At 41.1% G+C, this 19922-nt stretch carries 16 protein-coding genes; 3 read left to right on the top strand and 13 right to left on the bottom strand.

Annotation, left to right across the window (positions count from 1 at the left end; translation table 11 throughout):
• Positions 1-86 precede the first annotated feature (86 nt).
• Positions 87-332 carry a hypothetical protein gene (locus QQK21_RS15660; RefSeq protein WP_284193124.1) on the bottom strand — a complete coding sequence of 82 codons (246 nt, stop codon included), beginning with the start codon at positions 330-332 and terminating at the stop codon, positions 87-89.
• Between the two features lie 38 nt (positions 333-370).
• Complete coding sequence (locus QQK21_RS15665; protein WP_284193125.1) at positions 371-859, bottom strand: hypothetical protein; 489 nt, start codon at positions 857-859, stop codon at positions 371-373.
• A 607-nt stretch (positions 860-1466) separates the two neighbouring features.
• On the opposite strand from QQK21_RS15665, the gene QQK21_RS15670 reads away from it, so the two are divergent.
• Positions 1467-1649 (top strand): hypothetical protein, encoded by a 183-nt coding sequence (locus tag QQK21_RS15670; protein WP_284193126.1) that lies wholly within the window; start codon positions 1467-1469, stop codon positions 1647-1649.
• A gap of 121 nt (positions 1650-1770) precedes the next feature.
• On the opposite strand, the gene QQK21_RS15675 is transcribed toward QQK21_RS15670, so the two are convergent.
• The 3 genes from QQK21_RS15675 to matP form a co-directional block, all read right to left on the bottom strand.
• Positions 1771-2988 carry an HDOD domain-containing protein gene (locus QQK21_RS15675; RefSeq protein WP_284193144.1) on the bottom strand — a complete coding sequence of 406 codons (1218 nt, stop codon included), beginning with the start codon at positions 2986-2988 and terminating at the stop codon, positions 1771-1773.
• Between the two features lie 101 nt (positions 2989-3089).
• A complete protein-coding gene (locus tag QQK21_RS15680) occupies positions 3090-3401 on the bottom strand; it encodes a DUF3634 family protein (protein WP_284193127.1) in 312 nt (103 codons plus the stop codon).
• 9 nt (positions 3402-3410) lie between these two features.
• Positions 3411-3857 carry a macrodomain Ter protein MatP gene (gene matP, locus QQK21_RS15685; protein WP_284193128.1) on the bottom strand — a complete coding sequence of 149 codons (447 nt, stop codon included), beginning with the start codon at positions 3855-3857 and terminating at the stop codon, positions 3411-3413.
• A gap of 168 nt (positions 3858-4025) precedes the next feature.
• Between matP and QQK21_RS15690 the strand changes: the two genes are divergently transcribed.
• Together QQK21_RS15690 and fabA are read left to right on the top strand one after the other, a co-directional pair.
• Entirely contained in the window at positions 4026-5669 is a 1644-nt protein-coding gene (locus tag QQK21_RS15690; protein ID WP_284193129.1) for a Lon protease family protein, read from the top strand.
• Between the two features lie 91 nt (positions 5670-5760).
• The gene (fabA, locus tag QQK21_RS15695; RefSeq protein ID WP_284193145.1) at positions 5761-6279 is read left to right on the top strand and encodes a bifunctional 3-hydroxydecanoyl-ACP dehydratase/trans-2-decenoyl-ACP isomerase; all 519 of its coding nucleotides are present in this window, start codon (positions 5761-5763) and stop codon (positions 6277-6279) included.
• A 75-nt stretch (positions 6280-6354) separates the two neighbouring features.
• Here fabA and rmf read toward each other — a convergent pair whose 3' ends face one another.
• The 8 genes from rmf to QQK21_RS15735 form a co-directional block, all read right to left on the bottom strand.
• Positions 6355-6528, bottom strand: a complete 174-nt coding sequence (gene rmf / locus QQK21_RS15700) for a ribosome modulation factor (RefSeq protein ID WP_114785731.1) — start codon at positions 6526-6528, stop codon at positions 6355-6357.
• 164 nt (positions 6529-6692) lie between these two features.
• Complete coding sequence (locus tag QQK21_RS15705; protein ID WP_284193130.1) at positions 6693-8315, bottom strand: DUF3466 family protein; 1623 nt, start codon at positions 8313-8315, stop codon at positions 6693-6695.
• Positions 8316-8321: 6 nt separating this feature from the next.
• Positions 8322-10238, bottom strand: coding sequence for an ABC transporter ATP-binding protein (locus QQK21_RS15710; protein ID WP_284193131.1), 1917 nt, complete (start codon positions 10236-10238; stop codon positions 8322-8324).
• Positions 10216-10458: a glutaredoxin family protein gene (locus QQK21_RS15715; protein WP_284193132.1), complete on the bottom strand. Its 243-nt coding sequence runs from the start codon at positions 10456-10458 to the stop codon at positions 10216-10218. The genes QQK21_RS15710 and QQK21_RS15715 overlap by 23 nt, the downstream gene beginning before the upstream one ends.
• 11 nt (positions 10459-10469) lie before the next feature.
• A complete protein-coding gene (gene rlmKL, locus QQK21_RS15720) occupies positions 10470-12593 on the bottom strand; it encodes a bifunctional 23S rRNA (guanine(2069)-N(7))-methyltransferase RlmK/23S rRNA (guanine(2445)-N(2))-methyltransferase RlmL (protein ID WP_284193133.1) in 2124 nt (707 codons plus the stop codon).
• Between the two features lie 493 nt (positions 12594-13086).
• Complete coding sequence (locus QQK21_RS15725) at positions 13087-13638, bottom strand: cell division protein ZapC (protein ID WP_284193146.1); 552 nt, start codon at positions 13636-13638, stop codon at positions 13087-13089.
• A 177-nt stretch (positions 13639-13815) separates the two neighbouring features.
• On the bottom strand, positions 13816-14826 hold the full coding sequence (gene pyrD, locus QQK21_RS15730) for a quinone-dependent dihydroorotate dehydrogenase (RefSeq protein ID WP_284193134.1): 1011 nt from the start codon (positions 14824-14826) through the stop codon (positions 13816-13818).
• Between the two features lie 83 nt (positions 14827-14909).
• Entirely contained in the window at positions 14910-19751 is a 4842-nt protein-coding gene (locus tag QQK21_RS15735; RefSeq protein WP_284193135.1) for an NAD-glutamate dehydrogenase, read from the bottom strand.
• Positions 19752-19922 lie beyond the last annotated feature (171 nt).

Consider the following 19922-nt stretch of genomic DNA (forward strand, 5'->3'; position numbering starts at 1 on the left):
ACGGCAGGATCAAGTGATCGGAATAAACCGAAACGAGCGATCGCAATCACCGAAATACGCACATAACTCGCAATAACTCACTGCAGTTAGTTGAAGTACTGCTGCCCCTTTCTTTTAACTACATTATCTCGATACTCTTCAATTTGTTGCCATATATCGGATGCAAGTTGTGGGTTACGTTCAACAAATTGATAGCTTAAAACCAAAAAGTAATCTTTCGTTTTTATTGCGGGACGAATTTGTTTAATGTTGGTGAGACCTTGTTCTGCTATGAACTTTTGGGCCATCGTATCTTGTAAGGCAATAACGGGTAGTCGTTTTAGTTCTAGCATGCTAAACAGTTGTTCGGTGGTTTTTACTTCATGTACTTTTAGCTGCTTTTTTGCAAATCTTTCACTATTGAGTAACCTAGATGTGCTCCAATTTTGTAGTCTGGGGTTGCTAAATTTTCACCGTCCCATTCAATTGATTGTTCTTCGAGAGAAAAAAAATAATAGCCAATGGTGGCGATGCGTTTGGCACTATCAGGCATGTCTCCAGTCATCGGGTAACGAGCATGCTTTGCTCGTTGATCGTTAAAGGAAAAAATAAATCCTCCATCAACTTTACCTAATGCGATTGCTTCCAATACTCTTTTACCCGGTAAGCGAGAATATTCAACTTCAATATCCAGCTTCAATGCCACGTTATCAATTATATCTAAAGCAAGGCCTGGTGGGTTAGCAACATCGGCACCATCTCCCATTTGAAATGGGTATGATTCAACATCGGAATATGCAAGCTTTAATGTTAAAGTCATTCCTTCTACAGGTAAAATTAACAATACAATAACTATTAATTTTATCGCTAGCTGCTTCATGCTTTTCTCTTATTCTGGTTGCTACCTTAAAGCATAGGAAAATTTTTCTTGATACGAGCAGTGATTAAGTTACGAAAACATCATGTATTTCTATAAAAATACCGGCTCGTGAGAGCCGGTCTGTTACCCGAAACAGAAATGTAAGGCATTGAGATATGACCTCAAAGCGTGAACAAGGTAACAAAAATTTAGTTTTGTGAAACCCAAAGTACTTGTGTCTGTGATGGATTGCTAGCAATTAATTTGATTTATAAACATTAAAGTATATATAAGTGAAAAAATTGCCTAATTTGTTAATTATTTTTTACTTTTATGTGTGATTTTACTGCGGTTAGATTCATTATAAAAAATTTTAACCTCATTAAATTCAAAATCATGGCGAGAATCATTGCAAAATATCTTAATTAAGTAGAAATTTTAAACCTATGACTTTCTTGTGAATAAATCTATTTCTCGGCAAATATAACTGGGGGCCTTGAAGCTAATCTTATGCCATCGACGTTGTTATGGGAGTTAATCTTAGGTTTCAAAATTAACAGGTGTAAAATTTGATCTATGTCAGTAATGTTGAGATTAGTTTCACAAATCGTAGAATAGAGAGGTCAAGATGAAAGTACTTATTCAATATACTCAGACTGGCAAATACCGTGATCAAGCGTGGGAAGCATATATGTTGAGAGCGAAAGGTGATCTTCATGCCGTAACGCCTTCTTATGCTGCCCAACTTATTAAACAAAACAAAGCTCATCTCTTCACAACAGAAGATTCTGATATTGTAATAGAGATGTAAAGCTGCTGGTTTGGCTCCCTCATGATAATATCAACATTTTAAGGGAGCTATCATTCGCTTTATGTTTATGCTTTACATACCGTTATATGGTGAAGAGTTTTGTAAAAGGTATCAATAGCATCTAGCTCTCAAGATCGATCCTTCCAGGATGGCTGTTGTGGATTTGTTTTAGCGCATCGGGTGGCATTTGAACATTAGCAAACCAAATGGGTTTATGTTTCTCTACAAAGACATGACTTCTTTCGAGTGAATCGAAAATCGAGTAAGCTTGGCCTTGAGCAAGAGCTGCACCATAGGGGCTTCTTTCCAAAATTGGAACATCATCCAAGTCTTCAAGTAGAGCATTTCTTAGATGGATATTGTTTGGGCACCAATCGATGAATTCTATAACTTTTCTTGTTAAAACTTTATCTAGACTTAATAAGGCTTCGGGAAGTACTTCCATTGTCGGTTTTATTTCTGCACATGCATAGTATTCCTCTCGGCGATTTTCTTCTCGGTAAAACTGCATACGTTCAACCAATGCATCTTCAAAAATAAGTGGAAAGTTATTCACGATCGCAAACTGGCCTATCGTGCGTATGATACCCAGAGCAATCCCTTGCTCTGGAGATTTCACTCCAGAATCGGTTAGACGAAGCTTAGTGACATTAGCGGTTAAGATCATGTGCTGCCATAGTTTTGGAGCAATAAGTTTGGTTGTTGGCTCATCCCAACGAAGCAAAGGCTTGACCATAAGAATCGGCAGTAGGAGTCGGCAATTCTCGATACCGAGTAAACCAATCGCCATTTTAGTATCAGTGAAACTTTTGACTGTTTTCCCAATTCGGTCACAAAACTTAGGGTTACGGCATAAATCAATAAGGTTATTTTTCAGTAGATGATCATTAACAGCCAATACATCTAGCTTGCTGTACGTAACAGAAGGTGAATAAGCAGTACTTAAAAAATATGAGAAGTCAGGAAAACGGCCAAATAGCCTGAAAGCTTCACGGTCAGAAAGATTATCAATCAACAGTTCCACCGCATGTTTGGATATGTCTCCAACGACTTTCTCGTATATTCGCTGTCTCTCCTCTGCTGCTTTTCTTCTTTCCTGCACTTTGCTGCTTTCACATTCCAACAACAGACGCTGATTCTCCATCACTCGCTCTTTTTCATTAAGAATTACAGTGTCACAGAATTCACTTTGTCTGCTTAATGCAGAGTCAACATCAGATTGATCAAGTACATACTTTATACTGACTAACCACTTTGCATAGCGAGTTCTTGTCATATCTGAAATTTTGGCCGCAATTTCACTCGCTTCTTGGTTATAAACCTTATTCGACAGTAACAAAACAGAGCCACTCACGTTGGATGCCTATAAAAAGTTTAGCACAGCTTCCACAGAGCTAAACTTTTGGATGTGGTCTTCCCATTTTTGCAGATAGAGCAGATTTACCTAGCTCGTTTTCTACCATTGGAAGAAAAACTTTGGTGAGGGAAGACATTTTTAATGCGTTGTTGTGTGGGCTTAGGTATGGTTTTTGAGAACATAATTTTGGTTCCATTTCTTTGCTGGTAAACTTTGACCTCACCATCAAATGGAGTTCGTTTAGATATATCGAGAATGTTGTGTCGAAAAGTCGCTGGGAAATGCCCTTTGTGCTTTGTGATTTGGCCTGATTTAAACTGAACAAGTAATATGGGTCTGTCTACGGCAACAAGCCAAAATATGATAATGGCTGCAACCAAAATAACGTATAGCATCTAGTCTCCTTAGTCGAGAAGTTTACTTAAGTCCTCTTTCAAACTGCTCACCGCCCTACTCGCTTTTTCGCTCCGTGATGCCTCCGAAAGCAGATATTCAATCGCGTCAGACAGAGTGCAGCCAAGCTCGTTAGCACGGGTTGATAACTTTTCCCAAACTCGGTAATCAAGATCAATGGATTTTTTCTTTGTGTGCAATTGCTCTGCGTTAAAGTGACGCTTACGCTTTGCACGTATCGCTTGCTTGAGCTTATTATCTAACTCTGGCGACATATGCTTTTCTATCCAGTCCATCACTTTTGTCGGTTCAGACTCAAGTTTTTGTAACTCACGAATAGCAGTTTGCCCCTCGCTAGAATCAAGATGGCGCGTAATGGACTCTCCATTTTTCCATTTACTGATAAGGTAATTCCACTTCCAGCCACATTCTAAATTTTCAAGCTGTTGGTATTTCATGGTTCGATAAATTCCACTTGAACTATGGTTACAGCGTAACTCACCTTAGCCAGAGTTACAACATAAATTGTAGAATTATTCGACTCAGAGTGACTGACAAATTTGCTGTATTATCTATCGCTGTTTTTTTATATAATCTAGAACCTTACAAGTAGATGAATAGTGCAGATGAATCAAGAAAGCTGGCAATCAGTCACCCCACAATATACAGAGTTTGATGACGTCATATCCGAGTTTGAATGTTTACCTAAAGTCAGCTTTTTAGATATACAGCCCCGCCTTAAACAAGCACTTTCCACATTGGCTAATACCCAAGGTTACAATAGAGTTCTTATTGTTAATTCTCCAGATAATGCTTTTTACCGCTCTTGTATCTCAAAAGGCTTAACTCACTTAACCGGCAAAGCTGCAATTACCACAGAAAGTATTAACATAAACGATTTGCTAGGGACTTACGCGTGTAACGAGTCTGGGCAAATTACAGCTCAAACTCAGGGGTTAGTTGAAAAAGCACATGGTGGCTTTCTAATTGTTTCAGCAAATATGTTACTTGCTAACCCAAGTAGCTGGCCAATATTCAAATCTATTTTTTTGGGACAGGCATATAGCCCAGTCTCTGTAACGCCCAAAAACTTAGCTAATGAAGTACCTATCAATTCATATTCGGTTAGGCTTGTTGTTGTGGGGCATCGTGATCAGATTGCTGATTTAGACTACCTTGACGGGGATCTCTATAGTGGCTTTGCGAACTTTACGGAAGTTGAGCACGATATAGCGATTGATCAAGATTCAATAGACTGTTATTTAGGTTATTTGCTATCGTTATTGAAAGATTTTGACTTACCCATTCTTTCACCTGAGGCTATACATCGGCTGATGGTTGCAGGCGCTCGTTATAGTGAAGATCAACGCTATATGCCTATTGAACCACTATGGTATTTGTCCATATTCCACGAAGCATCTCTTTATTTGAGTGGGACGCAGTTTGACGAACAGGCAATTGATAAGGCATTAGAAGCCAAACATAATAGAGAGTCTTACCTGCCTGAAAGAGCACTTTCAGATATTTTGGACGGTCAGGTCATTATCGAAACCCAAGGTGAATGCGTTGGGCAAGTGAACGGACTTACCGTGATTGATGTTTCAGGACATCCGCTTTCATACGGTGAACCTGCACGTATATCATGTGTGATACATTTTGGTGACGGTGATATCTCTGACGTAGAACGCAAAGCAGAGCTTGGCGGAAATTTGCATGCTAAAGGTATGATGATAATGCAAGCATTCGTAGCCAGTGCCTTAAAACTAGAAGAACCTCTTCCCTATTCTGCGTCTGTGGTGTTTGAGCAGTCATACTGTGAAGTAGATGGTGATAGTGCCACATTGGCTGAACTTTGTTCATTCGTGAGTGCATTATCCGAGTACCCAATCAATCAGCAGATTGCCGTTACCGGGGCTGTTGACCAGTTTGGCCGTGTTCAAGCGGTTGGTGGCCTCAACGAAAAAATTGAAGGTTTTTATCGAGTCTGTAAACACCAAGGGTTCACTGGCCAACAAGGTGTCATTATTCCCAAAACTAATTTGAAGCACCTCGCACTAAATAAAGAAGTTGTTGCTAGTATAAAGAGTGATGAGTTTCATATATGGTCCGTAGAAACCGTTGATGAGACAATACCTATTATTATGGGCAAACCATTTCGTGGTGATGATGAAACCAGCGTAATTCATAAAATTGCCCAACGTATAGAAAACTATGAAAAACATGAACATCCACAGGGAATTGTGGAACGCATCAAAAACTGGTTTCTTTAGAACAAACATTGCTCACTATTGGACTGATCGGAGTTGTTTAGCGTACACCTGTTCACTAAGATGCAGCTATAAAAATTTGGAGTGATTGATGATGCAAAATAAACGTGATTCTTATAACCGTGACGATCTACTGGCCTCTAGCCAAGGTGAGCTATTTGGCCCAGGCTATCCACAGTTACCAGCGCCTAATATGCTGATGATGGACCGCGTAACCAAAATGTCTGAAACCGAAGGCGATTTCGGCAAAGGTTTGATTTTAGCTGAGCTTGATATATCTCCAGATCTTTGGTTTTTTGATTGTCACTTTCCTGGTGACCCTGTCATGCCAGGCTGTCTGGGCTTAGATGCTATGTGGCAGCTAGTTGGATTCTTCCTTGGTTGGATTGGTGGTAAAGGGAAAGGCCGTGCGTTAGGCGTGGGAGAAGTTAAGTTCACGGGGCAAATTCTACCCACCGCAAAGAAAGTGACTTACGAAATCCACATGAAGAGAGTTGTTAATCGTAAATTAGTGATGGGCCTAGCCGATGGACGTGTTTTGGTTGATGATAAAGAAATATACGTTGCTAAGGATCTAAAAGTAGGATTGTTCCAAGACACCTCTTCTTTCTAACTGTTAATTTTCTCTCAATTAGAACAATAAAAGCCCCAAATGTTGGGGCTTTGTTTCGTATGTGGATTGTGTATTTTATTTGTAGAGACCAGAGTGTCTGTCTTCCCTGGCATCGCGCCAACCACCAAGCCAATGAGATCGAGCGTCCATCTGTTGGTATGGACATGAGTCCGTAGAGCGGCCATTTAGGCCTGCTTTATATCCTTGCGACTGAGCTCTCTCCATGCGGTCACGCTTTTGTCTCTTCATAGTGTCGTCCTCATACATATCTTTTTTCTAACGTACTACTATTAACTTTTTGTGGAGCTTTTGTTACTCCACACTTAAGGATCGTTCAAAAAACCACCTTTCTCAAGGTATAAAAAAGCACAGATCCAAAAAACTTGAACCTGTGCGTAAGATTACAATTTAACCTATTTCCTGCGGAATCCCAATAAACCCATGAGCAATAAGACAAACCAGTTGATAGACCCACCTTTACGCTCGACTGCGACAGGGGTTACACCTCTCTCTTGGATATTTGATGACGTTGCCCCTTGGATTGGAACCAGTTTGACAGCAACAATTTTTTCTGAACCTTGAGTTCCACCATTACACTTAGAATCAAGGTAGGTTGTATCATAGCCACCCGCACAATAGTATGCTGTACCAGAAATGACGCCGGCATCATTAATGTCTGTTGCGTCAATAATTCTATACTGGTTATTAGCTGAATTAGCGTTTCCATCATTGGCTAAGTCATCCAAATACCAAGCTCTACCATTTAAAGGCGCTTTGGTTTGAGATGATAATGGTGCAATGAAGCCCCGTTGACCTCTTTGTTTACCATCTCCACCTACTTCATCATGAGTCTGGTAGTCTATTGCACCAACGACTTCATCATTATTATTAATTGCTCCGGCCTTTCCATTAGCACCCGAGAAAAATATTGTTCCCGAGAACTCATTAAAACTACCATTTGGATCGGCTGGATTAGTGATATAGAACAAGCTATTAGCGTAAGCGCCATTAATTGCTGTTGCGTATTTAGCTTCGCCAATGGCATAACCATTATTATTGATTGAAGTTAGGAGCGAGTTTAAATAACTGGTAGATGAATATCTGCTGATTATTGACGATGTTGCAGCTAAGGTGGCTCTGTTTACATCAAATACACTTGCAACAGGTCTTTCCTCTGAATCTGAATTGTAGCCTACCGCGTATGTTTTGCTTCCTACAATGGCCACGTCCCGTGCGCTACCTTGAGGCGTTCTTCGGTTTTCCTCCGCGGCTCCATCCCAAAGAATGACAGCAGGAGCACCACCGCCAGTGCTCCAAATAGCAGCAGAAGATATATAATCATTTGTGTTTTCCGCTGACTGTTTGCTAACACTTCCGACGATGATATCATTTGTTCCAGTTGACGTTTTTGCCCAAGCCTTACTCTGTTTATAAGTGTTAGGGTTTGCTAGCAGTGTTGCACCTGAAAAAGCAATGGTCCTTTCCAATAAACTGCCACCGTAGTATGTGCCAATTGCATCAGCATTACTGGTAGTAAAATTATTGACAATGACATTATTTTCGGTGGGGTGTACTTGTACCGAAGAATTCTCGATGTAAGTGGATGAGTCATCAACATTACCATTGAGCTCTTGCGCATATCCCTGGTTATACTGTTCATCGGCCCAGCGAGAGCATCCAGCATCGTTATAACCTAAAAAGCTATTACAATAACTTTTAAAACCATCATAAATTGACGTGCCATCATTATCTATTAGATCGTATCCCAAGTTATAACGAAAAGGAGCTTCGTCTCTATACTCAAAACCTTCATTATATAACTTTTCTTCAAATGCAATATCGTAGTCAGTCTGCCCACAACCTGTACTCCAGCAATTTGCACCAAGTGCTGCTGGCTGAATGGCTACGCCATAAGTTTTTGCATTTGCATTTACTACTGGCTGATAGTCGTAAACTTGGTAAATAGCGGCATTTGCGGCAAAAGAACCCATAAGGGCGAGAGTAACAGATGACAGTTTAAAAATAGTCTTGCTCATGTGATATTAACTTTCCTGTTGCATTGCTTCTAACGCTTCCCAACGTTCAAAAGCAATTTCAAGCTCCTGCTCTAAAGCAGCAAGCGAATCTAAAATAGGTTGTGTTTCATCAATTGGCTTTGAGAAAAACTCTGGAGAATTGACCTTCTCTTGGGTTAACTCTATGTCAGCCTCTAGCTGTTCCAGTTTAGCGGGCAGTTCTTCAAGCTCGCGCTGAAGTTTATAAGATAACTTTTTAGGCTTACTTGATACTGGTTTTGTTTTAGCAGATTGATCTTGGTCTGTTTTAGGAGCCGATATTTGAGCACTGCTACGCACTTTACGACTTTGCTCTCGCTGCTGCTGTGCGTCATGGTAACCACCTACAAACTCTTCTATCTTTCCCTCACCTTCAAAAATCCAGCTGGTCATTACTGTGTTATCCACAAATTGACGGTCATGGCTAACCAAAAGTAACGTACCCTGATAATTGGCAAGTAAATCTTCTAAAAGTTCCAATGTTTCAATATCGAGATCGTTGGTTGGCTCATCTAATATTAGTAAATTATTGGGTTTCAATAAGATACGAGCAAGCAGTAGGCGATTTTTTTCACCGCCAGATAAAGCTTTAACTGGAGTTCTTGCTCTTTTGGGGGCAAAAAGGAAATCTTGAAGATAGCTTAATGCATGTCGCTGACGTCCGCCAACCATGACCTCTTGTTTACCATCGGCCAAGTTGTCGATGACAGATTTTTCAGGATCTAAGAGCTCTCGATATTGGTCAAAATAGGCCACTTCCAATTTGGTGCCACAGTGCAATCTTCCCGAGTCCGGCTTAAGATCGCCAAGTAGCAGCTTAAGTAATGTACTCTTACCACAACCATTTGGGCCAATAAGCGCGATACGATCGCCTCGCATAATATTGAATGAAAAATTATTAACAATCTGCTTTCCATCGACGCTATAAGAGAGATTTTCTGCCTCGAATACGATCTTTCCTGAACGAGAGGCATCATCTATTTGAATTTGGGCTTTGCCTTGGACTTCACGACGATCCCTTCTCTCTTCGCGAAGCTTTTTGAGTGCTCTCACCCGTCCTTCATTGCGAGTTCTACGTGCTTTAATTCCCTGTCTAATCCAAACTTCTTCTTGAGCAAGTTTTTTGTCGAATTCCGCATTTTGCATTTCTTCCACACGAAGCATTTCATCTTTTTCGACGAGATAGTTTTCATAGTCTCCAGGAAATGATGCAAGTTTGCCTCGATCTAGATCGACAATGCGCGTTGCCATGGATTTGATAAAAGCACGATCATGTGAAACAAATATAATAGAGCCACGAAAATCTTTCAAAAAATTCTCAAGCCATTCTATGGTCGTGACATCAAGGTGGTTGGTTGGCTCATCGAGAAGCAAAACATGGGGATCGCGAACCAAAGCTCGTGCTAATGCGGCTTTTCGTTGCCATCCGCCAGAGAGTTCGGAAAGTTTTACATGGCCATCTAATTTAAGCTCACCAAGCACATTCTTAATACGTTCTTCAAAGCGCCAACCCCCAGAATGTTCGAGTTGTTCCTGAATGCGAGCAAGTTTATTGATATGTTGTTCCGTTGGTTCAGTCGTAACCAAATCAAGTAAATCCTGATAAATCTTAAGTTGTTCACCCACATCAGCAAGGCCACCCGCAACATAGTCAAAAACGGTCCCTTCTTGATTTCTTGGCGGGTCTTGCTCAAGTCGAGAGACAATCACATCTTGTGTTACGTTAAGTTTGCCGTCATCAAGAGTCACCTTTCCGGCCAACACCTTCATTAGTGTCGATTTTCCGGCCCCATTTCTGCCAACAAGACAAACACGTTCATTTTCTTCAAGTGCAAAGTCAGCGTTATCGAGTAAAGGATGATCGCCGTATGCCAATAATCCATTATTTATGGTAAGTAATGCCATTGTTGTCTAACCATAGTTGTAATTGTTGCAAATCGAACGGCCACTGAAGCTCCTGCTCATCGATGGACAGGACAGGGATAGTGACGCCGTAACGCATAAACAGTTCATCATCGAATGCAATATCGACGTGACTTACCAAATCAGCTACACCACTCTGTTCGCATAAATCAAACGCCAATTCACATAGATGGCATCCCTGCGTACTGTATAGTGTAATCATGTCGAATCCCATCATTCGCTATGCGAAATTATCCAGCAATTATGAATATGTTTGTTTCGCTCAAAGTCGAGTGGTAACGTTTGTGAAGAAATATTTTTTGCCGCAAGCTTCAGCTCTCTTATTCCTTCCATATCCATTTTAAACTGGCGTTTGTTATTTGAAAAAATGATCATTCCTCTAGGACGTAACAGTCGCTTAAGGTTGGTCATTAGTTGAATGTGATCTCGCTGCACATCAAAGGTCTGCTGCATTCGTTTTGAATTTGAGAACGTCGGCGGGTCAATAAATATCAAATCATAGCAAGAGTCCGAATTTTCAAGCCACTGTAAACAATCTGCTTGCTCGTACCTATGTTGACGGCCGACTTGACCATTCAATTTCATATTATCTTGCGCCCACTCCAAATAGGTATTGGACATATCAACTGTTGTCGTTGATTTGGCCCCTCCGCAAGCTGCATGAACAGTCGCTGAACCTGTATAGGCAAATAAATTTAGGAAATCTTTCCCAGCCGCCCATTGCCCAATATTTTTACGAGTCAATTTGTGATCAAGGAACAAGCCTGTATCCAAGTAGTCATGCAAATTTACAATTAGATTAACACCATATTCAAATACATTGATGGTTTGCGATTGCTGAGACAGTTTTTGATACTGAGAACGGCCTTTTTGTTTTTCACGTACTTTTAAAACGACTTTATTTGCCTCGGTTCCCGTAACTTGAATCGTAGCACGTATGATATCCGTCAATCGACGTTTGGCTTTTTCTTCGGGAATATTTTTAGGTGCGGCGTATTCTTGTATAACCAAATGATCCAAATAGACATCAATAGCAACATTGTAATCGGGTAGATCAGCATCATAGATACGATAACAATCTAGTTGTTCTTTCTTTGCCCACTTGGAAATTTTTGCGATATTCTTTTTGAGTCGATTGGCAAAATCTGGTGCAACACTCATATCAGTGACAGCGTCACTATCTGAAGAGGATGTCCGATTAGAGATAGAGTAATTCTTTTGGTGACAGGGTAACGAACCATTATTGAGCTTATACTGTTTGTCTGCCCTCATACGTATACAGCTTAGTAACTCTTCAGAACTTGAAAAAATTGAGGCTCTGCAGCCTTTAAATTCTGATTTCAACTGAGCACCAAAAGCGGTATAAAGCGCTATCAAGCCAGGATGAGTACCCAATCTTTCGCCATATGGTGGGTTGGACAAAACGACCCCAGACTCAAAATTTTGCGGACGCTTCAGGTTAGCGGCATCAGCTTGCTCAAAATGAATCAGAGTATCGACTCCCGCCCTACGAGCATTATCTTTTGCCACTTGAATTATGCGTGCATCATTATCAAACCCAAAAAATTTACTGTCAGTATTTTTGACACCTTTTCTAGCTTGAACTGATGCCTCGGCTTTAATCTCAGCCCAAGCCTGCGAGTCAAAATCTTCAAGAGCTTCAAAGCAAAATTTGTCACGTTTGATACTTGGTGCGATGTTTGCTGCCATCATTGCAGCCTCAATTAAAATCGTCCCAGAACCACACATCGGGTCTAACAAAGGTTGATTGGCTTCCCAGCCAGAACGCAAAATAAGGGCTGCAGCGAGACTCTCCCTTAAAGGAGCTTTACCTGATTCAGATCGATAGCCTCGCTGGTGAAATCCCCCGCCAACCATATCAATACCCAGTAAGGCTTTGTCCTTATGCAAGCGAACATGAATACGAAGATCTGGTTGATCTTTGCTGATCGAAGGTCTTGGTAGGTTTCTTTTGCCAAAACTATCCACTATTGCATCTTTCACTTTCATAGCGCCATACTGGCTATTGCGAATCTCGCGGTTAGTCCCCTTGAAATCAACAATAAACTTGTTCGAGCTATGAAATTGCCTCACCCAATTGACAGCGGAAGTGGCGAGATACAAATCCATATCATCATTGCATGAAAACTCTGAAAGTACGCGAACAAAGCGTGAGGCCAAGCGACTCCATAGGCAACAGCGATAGACCTGTTCGTTCGAAGCAGTAAACTTTACTCCGGCTTGCACGGGTTTAGCGTTGTCAATCCCAAGCTTGGTTAGTTCTTCAACTAATAAGTTTTCTAGTCCGTTGGATGTGACCGCGAGATATTGATGCATAGTGTTCTTAACATAAATGATAACCAACTGACGATTATACCCACATCGCACTCATATGGTTAGCCAATTCCTGTGTAATCTTATGATTATCTCCGCTAACTGAGCAAAACTTCTCCTTAAATCATCGATATCTCGATTGCCCACATAAAAACCTACTTAGATTTAACTTGTTAATGGCTCGCTATCACCCACTTTCGTTAACAGGATACCAGTCAATATCAAGCTAACTAATTCAAAAGCCTTTTGACGATAGTGAATGCTTATTCACGTCAAAACTGGTATATACCAGATGATTTGTTTTGTGTAATTTAGTTACAAAAAAGCCAGAATTGAGGAATATTTGGTATTTTTTGAGCAGTGGGAAGGCGTTAACGGATGATTTTTGTTAACAATAATAGTGATTATTTTTTAATTTGTTTCGCTGTAAGGCAGATCTAGAGCTAAAAAAAGTCGGCTCAAGGCCGACAAAAATGAAACGAAAGGAACGAAAGTGTTAACTGACTAGTGCCATTGAATGGAGGCCCTGAGTCAAAACAGAGTTAGCATTAGACATTCTGTCATGCATTACTTTGATAGCTTGGCCAAACTCGAGTAACTTCATACCGTCTAATATGAAGTCATCCGTGCAGACGAGAGCGCACAAGCTGGCATTGTCCCCTACTTCCAGCACAATAAAGAAACCGTCATTGTGGTCGTTTGAAAGCTGGACAAAATCGCCTTCTTGAGGGATATAGCCACCATCTATAACCGGAGTAAAAAACCAGCTTTTAGGCTGAACGGGTTTGTGGAATCGTTTGGCTGCAGTACAGTACAAGGTTAATTCTGCTTGCCTTGCTTCAGAAAGATTCAAAAATGAGATTTGTTCTCTATACGTCTGGAAGGCAGATGCATCATCAACCGAAAATTCGTTTATACCAATTGCGCAATCCACAATCAGTTTTTTTGACAGGTTTGTTCTGAAGATGATGTCATCACCCAGATCTAGCATCAGGTGCTGCTCTGTGTCATCGTAATACCAAGTCCACTTATCGCTCGGTTTAAGCATCATTTCAGTCTCATGTAAAATTCAATCTTTATTGAGTAAATTACATCTTCTACTCAATAACTGCTGATCAAATTTTATGTACTATTTGGTGAAAAAAAAGAGGAAATGATATATCACTTCCCCTCTTTAAAAACCAAATTAATAGACTTTAATTTATTGTGACAATGTCACTTATTACTATAGGTTTTTTACGATGTCTCGAACAAGCTTAGGTCCATGGTAAATGAAGCCTGAATAGACCTGAACTAATTGGGCTCCTGCCATCATTTTTTCTTTAGCAGCGACATATGAGTCAACACCACCTACCCCAATCACCGGAATACGATCCTTAAGTAATTGGCTTAGTAGACGCACAACTTCCGTGCTTCTTGATTGAATAGGTCTACCACTCAGGCCCCCTACTTCATTAGCGTGTTTCATACCTTCGACAATACTACGATCTAAGGTTGTGTTAGTTGCTATGACTCCATCGATATTATGTTTAAGTAGCGAGTCACATATTTGAGCAATTTCATCATCGCTCAAGTCAGGAGCAATTTTTAGTGCTAGCGGAACATACTTTTGAAATTCTTCAGCCAGAGCCAACTGCTTTTGCTTTAACTCAGATAAAAGTTCATTGAGGGCGCTACCATATTGAAGTGAACGTAAATCGGGAGTATTTGGCGAAGAGATATTTACCGCAATATAGCCTGCGTATGGATAAACCTTCTCCATACAAACCAAGTAGTCTTCAGCACCCTTTTCAATCGGTGTATCTTTATTTTTCCCTATGTTAATACCAAGAACGCAACTAAAGTTCGCCTTCTTCACATTCTCGACTAAGTGGTCAACACCTTGGTTGTTAAACCCCATGCGGTTGATAATCCCTTCAGCGTCAACCAAACGAAAAAGGCGCGGTTTATCATTACCTGGTTGAGCTCTAGGAGTGACTGTACCAACTTCTACAAAACCAAACCCCATAGCATCAAAGGCTTCAATACATTCGCCATTCTTATCCAATCCAGCGGCAAGACCTACCGGATTGCGAAATGTGAGGCCCATGCATTCAACTGGCCTTTCAGGAAGTTGTTGGCGATATAAAAGATCAAGAGGTGTTCCGGTAAAACGTTTAAAGTTTTCGATTGCGAGATCGTGTGCCTTTTCGGCATCGAGTTGAAAAAAGCCAGCTCTGGCTAGACGGTAAAGCATTGTGCCTCCGATAGAAAAAAGCCCCGTATAAACGGGGCGTTATTATTTACTGTTTTACCGCATAATTCAATGAAATATGTTCTCTACTCATTCGCTGCACAATTTAAGTTAAGAAGCATAAGCTCGCGTAAGGCAACTGAGAATTTAGCAAACTCGTGCACAGAACCAACTTTGAATTCATTGAGGATGTTTTCCCATCTGTGTAATGACTCCTCATTACTAGCAATCCAGTCATCTAATGCTTTCATCACGTCTAGCTTTTCAGGTGTGCAGTTGCAGCTAAGAACTTGTCCAGTAAGCTGACGCTGCTGCCAATCGAGGTCTTCTCTAAACGCCGCACGAGCCAATGCTTGCCAGTTGTTATCAACTGCTTGTGCATTAATTTGGCTTAGGAACCAATGCAGAGAAAGTCTATCACCTAGATGGAAATAAAGTTTTGCAACCTGTTCGACGGAAATGCCTTTTTCTCGAGAGACCGTAGAAATATCGAACACTGAGTACAGGCTTGATAAGCGAGATACGTAGATCGCGGTTTCTGGTGTAATGCCTTGCTCAATCCAAGACTGCGCCATCTGCTTGTGTTCTTCGACTTCAGCAGGTACCAAGATCTCATTCAATTTTGCATTGATGGTTTCTACATCACCTTGATAAAGTTCAACAAGCTCTTTTACGCATTGACGTCCTGTTCTATTGCGCAGCACCCAACGTGATAACCTTCTCATTGTTCTACGTACATAAAACATCATATCATATTGAGCTGTAGTGGAAGCTTTGTTATCGAGTTCACGTATTGATGTGAATACCTTATCTAAACCAAAAATTTCTCGACAAGCAGCGTAAGCATTCGCGATATCGACAATATGTGCACCTGTTTCCTCTTGCATACGGGTAACATAGTTGCATCCCATCTCATTAACCATTTGATTTGCTAGTGCCGTTGCGATAATTTCGGCTCGCAGAGGATGGTTATTCATTTGGTCACTGTATTTACGTCGTAACTCAGTTGGGAAGTAATTCACTAATTGCTGAGCATGATAATCGTCATTGGCAATATCATCATGAACGAGATCTTCTTTTAACACCATTTTGCCATAAGCGACCAATACCGCTAGCTCAGGACGTGTCAAAGCTTGACCGAGTTTCTCACGCTCAAGGAGCGTTTCATCATCAGGAATATATTCTAACGCTCGATCTAAGTGACCCGCTTTTTCCATATCATGAATAAAACGAATTTGCTCTTTAACGATACCAGTACCACGTTGCTCTGTTACCGAGATAGACTCAGATTGACAGTAGGCATCATCTAAAACAATTTCACCCACTTCGTCTTCCATGGATTCCAGAATCTTGTTGCGCTGTTTCACAGTCAGGTCGCCATTGGCAACAAGTCCGTTGAGGAAGATTTTAATATTTACTTCGTTATCCGAGCAATCTACTCCCCCTACGTTGTCAACAAAATCTGTGTTCACACGCCCGCCGGTAAGGGCATATTCAACACGACCGAGTTGAGTCATGCCCAAGTTGCCACCTTCGCCAACAACTTTTGCTCGTAAGTCTCGACCATCAATGCGCAGAACATCATTAGCACGATCGCCAACATCAGTGTGGGTTTCACTTGCCGATTTAACGTAAGTACCTATTCCGCCATTCCACAACAAATCAACTTCCATTTTCAGGATTTTCTTGATCAGATCATTTGGCGGTAAAGAGGTTTTCTTAGTCCCGATCATTTTTTGAATTTCGGGTGTAAGTGAGATGGATTTAGCTCTACGTGAGAATATACCACCTCCTTTGGAAATCAGCTTGGCGTTGTAATCTTCCCAACTTGAACGTGGCAATTTGAACAAACGATCACGTTCTTTCCAGCTTTTCGCAGAATCTGGGTTGGGATCAATAAAGATATGCAAGTGGTTGAATGCGGCTTGCAAACGAATGTGTTTCGATAGCAGCATGCCATTACCAAATACATCACCAGCCATATCACCAATGCCCACGGCAGTAAAATCGGTCGTTTGGCAGTCGATACCCATCTCTCTAAAGTGGCGTTTTACGGATTCCCATCCACCTTTAGCTGTGATACCCATCGCCTTGTGGTCATAACCATTTGAGCCGCCCGATGCAAAGGCATCTCCAAGCCAGAAGTTATATTCTTCAGACACTGAGTTCGCCAAATCAGAGAAGGTTGCTGTCCCTTTGTCGGCAGCGACAACTAAGTACGGATCATCTTCGTCATGACGTACAACATTTTTCGGAGGTATAACTTCTCCCTCGATAATGTTGTCTGACACATCTAAAAGCGCACGAATAAAGCGCTTGTAGCAACGCTGTCCTTCAGCGAAAATTTCGTCTCTATTACTTAAATTGTGTTGACGTTTACAAACGAAACCACCCTTTGCACCTACAGGCACAATAACCGTATTTTTAACTTGCTGAGCTTTTACTAGACCGAGAATTTCGGTACGGAAATCTTCTTGGCGATCCGACCATCTCAAACCACCACGTGCTACTTTACCGCCTCTTAAGTGGACACCTTCTATATCGGGTGCATAAACAAAGATTTCAAATGCAGGGACAGGCTGTGGGATCTCAGGGATATCTCTCGGCTTCATCTTTAAAGACAACCAAGGCTTAGGTTGCTTATTCTCATCCACTTGATAGTAATTGGTTCTTAAGGTAGCAGAAATCATTTCCATATAGCGGCGGATAATTCGGTCATCATCCAAGCTTTCGACATGATCAAGTTGTTCTGTCATGGCATTGATGAGTTCTGTCTGACCTTTTTGGCTCCCCTTATGTTTGGGGTCAAAACGTTTAGTAAATAAAGATACTAGCCCTTTTGCTAACTCAGGATAGTAACTTAATGTATCTTCTATATATTGTTGACTGAATGGAAAACCAACTTGACGCATGTACCTTGCGTAGGCACGAAGAATAGAAATCTCACGACCAGTCAGCGATGCTCCTAGTACGAGCCTATTGAAACCATCACTTTCCAAATCTCCAGCCCATATTGCAGCGAAGGCTTGTTGGAATCTATCCCGTGCTTCACGAAGATCGACACTCTTCTCACTTTTATGCAACATAGAGAAGTCGAGAATCCAGTATACGTGACCATCCGCTTTACGCACTTCATACGGAGATTCACCAATGACACGTAGGCCTAAGTTCTCAAGCATCGGCATAACATCTGAGAGGTGAATAGGCTCATCACGGTGATACAGCTTTAATCGAACCGATTTGGAATCTGAAGCCAGCTCTTGGGGACGATAAAACAACATCCCTAGTCGGTTATCATCACTCAGTGATTCAATTCGTTCGATGTCAGAGACTGCAGAGCCAGGCATAACATCTTCTTTATATGAACGTGGGAATGCATGTAAATACTCTTTCGCTAGTGGAAGACCTTTACTTTCACCAAAATTCGCTACGATCGCATCAGAGAGGCGGTCGTCCCAAGTTGAAGATGCTTCCATTAAATTTTGCTCAATCATTTTGACGTCAACGTCCATGTTGTTGTTATCAACACGAACAATATAATGTGTTCTGGCAAGTGGACTTTCAGAGAAATAAGTCGTGAACTCAACATCATTATCACAACCAAAATATTGCTTAAGTATTTTTTGAGTTTGACGTCTGAGCTCTGTGTTGTATCGGTCTTTGTTGACATAGACCATGCAACTGAAGAAACGCCCAAATGGGTCTTTACGAACGAAGAGGCGCAGCATGTCACGATCTTGCATTTGAACAACGCCCATGCCGACTTCTAGCAATTCATCCTCGTTAGCTTGAAGTAGTTCATCACGTGGATAGTTTTCTAAAATGTTGTGTAAGGCCTTAAATGCATAAGAACCTTCACGATACCCACTTGCAGCCAAAATACGTTCTACTTTTTCTCGGATCAGAGGTATGCTCGCAACGCTTTGGTTGTATACTGCTGACGTGTATAGTCCCGTGAATCTATGTTCACCGATGACTTTGCCATTCTTGTTGAACTTTTTGATGCCGATATAATCGGTATAAGCGGGTCGGTGAATATGTGACTGAGTATTACCTTTCGTCATGATGAGCAAGAAAGGTTTGGTAGCCTCTATACGAGCCGAATCAGGGAAATCAGATAGCTTAACGCTACGAACACGATTACTATTGGCAAATAGGCCAAGCCCTTTATCTTCAGTTGGTCTTAATTCTGTATCACCATCAACACTGACTAAGTCATACTCTTTATAGCCCATAAATGTAAAATTATGGTTACCTAGCCAGCGAAGGAACTTAACAGTTTCATCGTAGCGGTCACTGTCGATCGCAACATGACCTTTCTGCGCTTCAACTTGATTAGTCACATCTTCAAGTTTCTCAACCATCAGCAACCAGTCATGCACCACTAACGCCGTGTCTGTGATAATTTTCTTAAGCTCTTCACGCAGCAAGGACATCGTTTCTTTAGAGCTAAGTCTATCAACTTCCATATGGAACAAAGACTTAAGTGTTCCTTTTCCTTGATTGATAGAAGTCACATCGCCAGACTTGTTACGCTCAATCTGAGTGGGGCCATGAAGCATCAAATGAGATGCTAAATCTAATCGGCTCAGGGCCATTTTTACAGAATCTACGAGAAAAGGCGTATCTGGAACAACGATTTCTACGATAGTGTGGGTGGATTGCCATCCTTGACGACTCACAGTTGGGTTAAACACTCTTACAGAGACTTCGCCGGGTTTCTTCTCGTTTATGTGGTGCCAAAGGCTGATAATTGCACCATAAAGATCAGATTCATTCCTTTCGACAAGGTCGTCATGAGAAATATTGCTAAATAAATGCTGAGCAAGTTGAGTGACAAGGGGTTGATGAGCAAGCTCGAGTTTGTCTTGAATCAGTTTGTAGACCTTTTCAAGCAGAACCGGCATTAAAGTTTCACGCGCGGTCATAATCACACTCCACAATTAGAATTTTATATATTTTTGAGGGCTGTTGTAAGCATAGTGCTTAACACGGGTAATGCCGCTTTATTGTAAAAGCTTTATTGATAAATGGTTAATTCTTTTGGGAGTGGTAAGAGGTGAAATGTTTGATAATGTGACTAAGGTTCTATTTAAAGT

This window comes from Vibrio zhanjiangensis (genome assembly GCF_030161235.1).
GTDB classification, from domain to species: Bacteria; Pseudomonadota; Gammaproteobacteria; order Enterobacterales; family Vibrionaceae; genus Vibrio; species Vibrio zhanjiangensis.

Bases quoted from the DNA above. Each gene is read 5' to 3' on its own strand.
- QQK21_RS15660 (WP_284193124.1), bottom strand. From the start codon at position 332: ATGCTAGAACTAAAACGACTACCCGTTATTGCCTTACAAGATACGATG.
- QQK21_RS15665 (WP_284193125.1), bottom strand. From the start codon at position 859: ATGAAGCAGCTAGCGATAAAATTAATAGTTATTGTATTGTTAATTTTA.
- QQK21_RS15670 (WP_284193126.1), top strand. From the start codon at position 1,467: ATGAAAGTACTTATTCAATATACTCAGACTGGCAAATACCGTGATCAA.
- QQK21_RS15680 (WP_284193127.1), bottom strand. From the start codon at position 3,401: ATGCTATACGTTATTTTGGTTGCAGCCATTATCATATTTTGGCTTGTT.
- matP (WP_284193128.1), bottom strand. From the start codon at position 3,857: ATGAAATACCAACAGCTTGAAAATTTAGAATGTGGCTGGAAGTGGAAT.
- QQK21_RS15690 (WP_284193129.1), top strand. From the start codon at position 4,026: ATGAATCAAGAAAGCTGGCAATCAGTCACCCCACAATATACAGAGTTT.
- fabA (WP_284193145.1), top strand. From the start codon at position 5,761: ATGCAAAATAAACGTGATTCTTATAACCGTGACGATCTACTGGCCTCT.
- rmf (WP_114785731.1), bottom strand. From the start codon at position 6,528: ATGAAGAGACAAAAGCGTGACCGCATGGAGAGAGCTCAGTCGCAAGGA.
- QQK21_RS15705 (WP_284193130.1), bottom strand. From the start codon at position 8,315: ATGAGCAAGACTATTTTTAAACTGTCATCTGTTACTCTCGCCCTTATG.
- QQK21_RS15710 (WP_284193131.1), bottom strand. From the start codon at position 10,238: ATGGCATTACTTACCATAAATAATGGATTATTGGCATACGGCGATCAT.
- QQK21_RS15715 (WP_284193132.1), bottom strand. From the start codon at position 10,458: ATGATTACACTATACAGTACGCAGGGATGCCATCTATGTGAATTGGCG.
- rlmKL (WP_284193133.1), bottom strand. From the start codon at position 12,593: ATGCATCAATATCTCGCGGTCACATCCAACGGACTAGAAAACTTATTA.
- QQK21_RS15725 (WP_284193146.1), bottom strand. From the start codon at position 13,638: ATGCTTAAACCGAGCGATAAGTGGACTTGGTATTACGATGACACAGAG.
- pyrD (WP_284193134.1), bottom strand. From the start codon at position 14,826: ATGCTTTACCGTCTAGCCAGAGCTGGCTTTTTTCAACTCGATGCCGAA.
- QQK21_RS15735 (WP_284193135.1), bottom strand. From the start codon at position 19,751: ATGACCGCGCGTGAAACTTTAATGCCGGTTCTGCTTGAAAAGGTCTAC.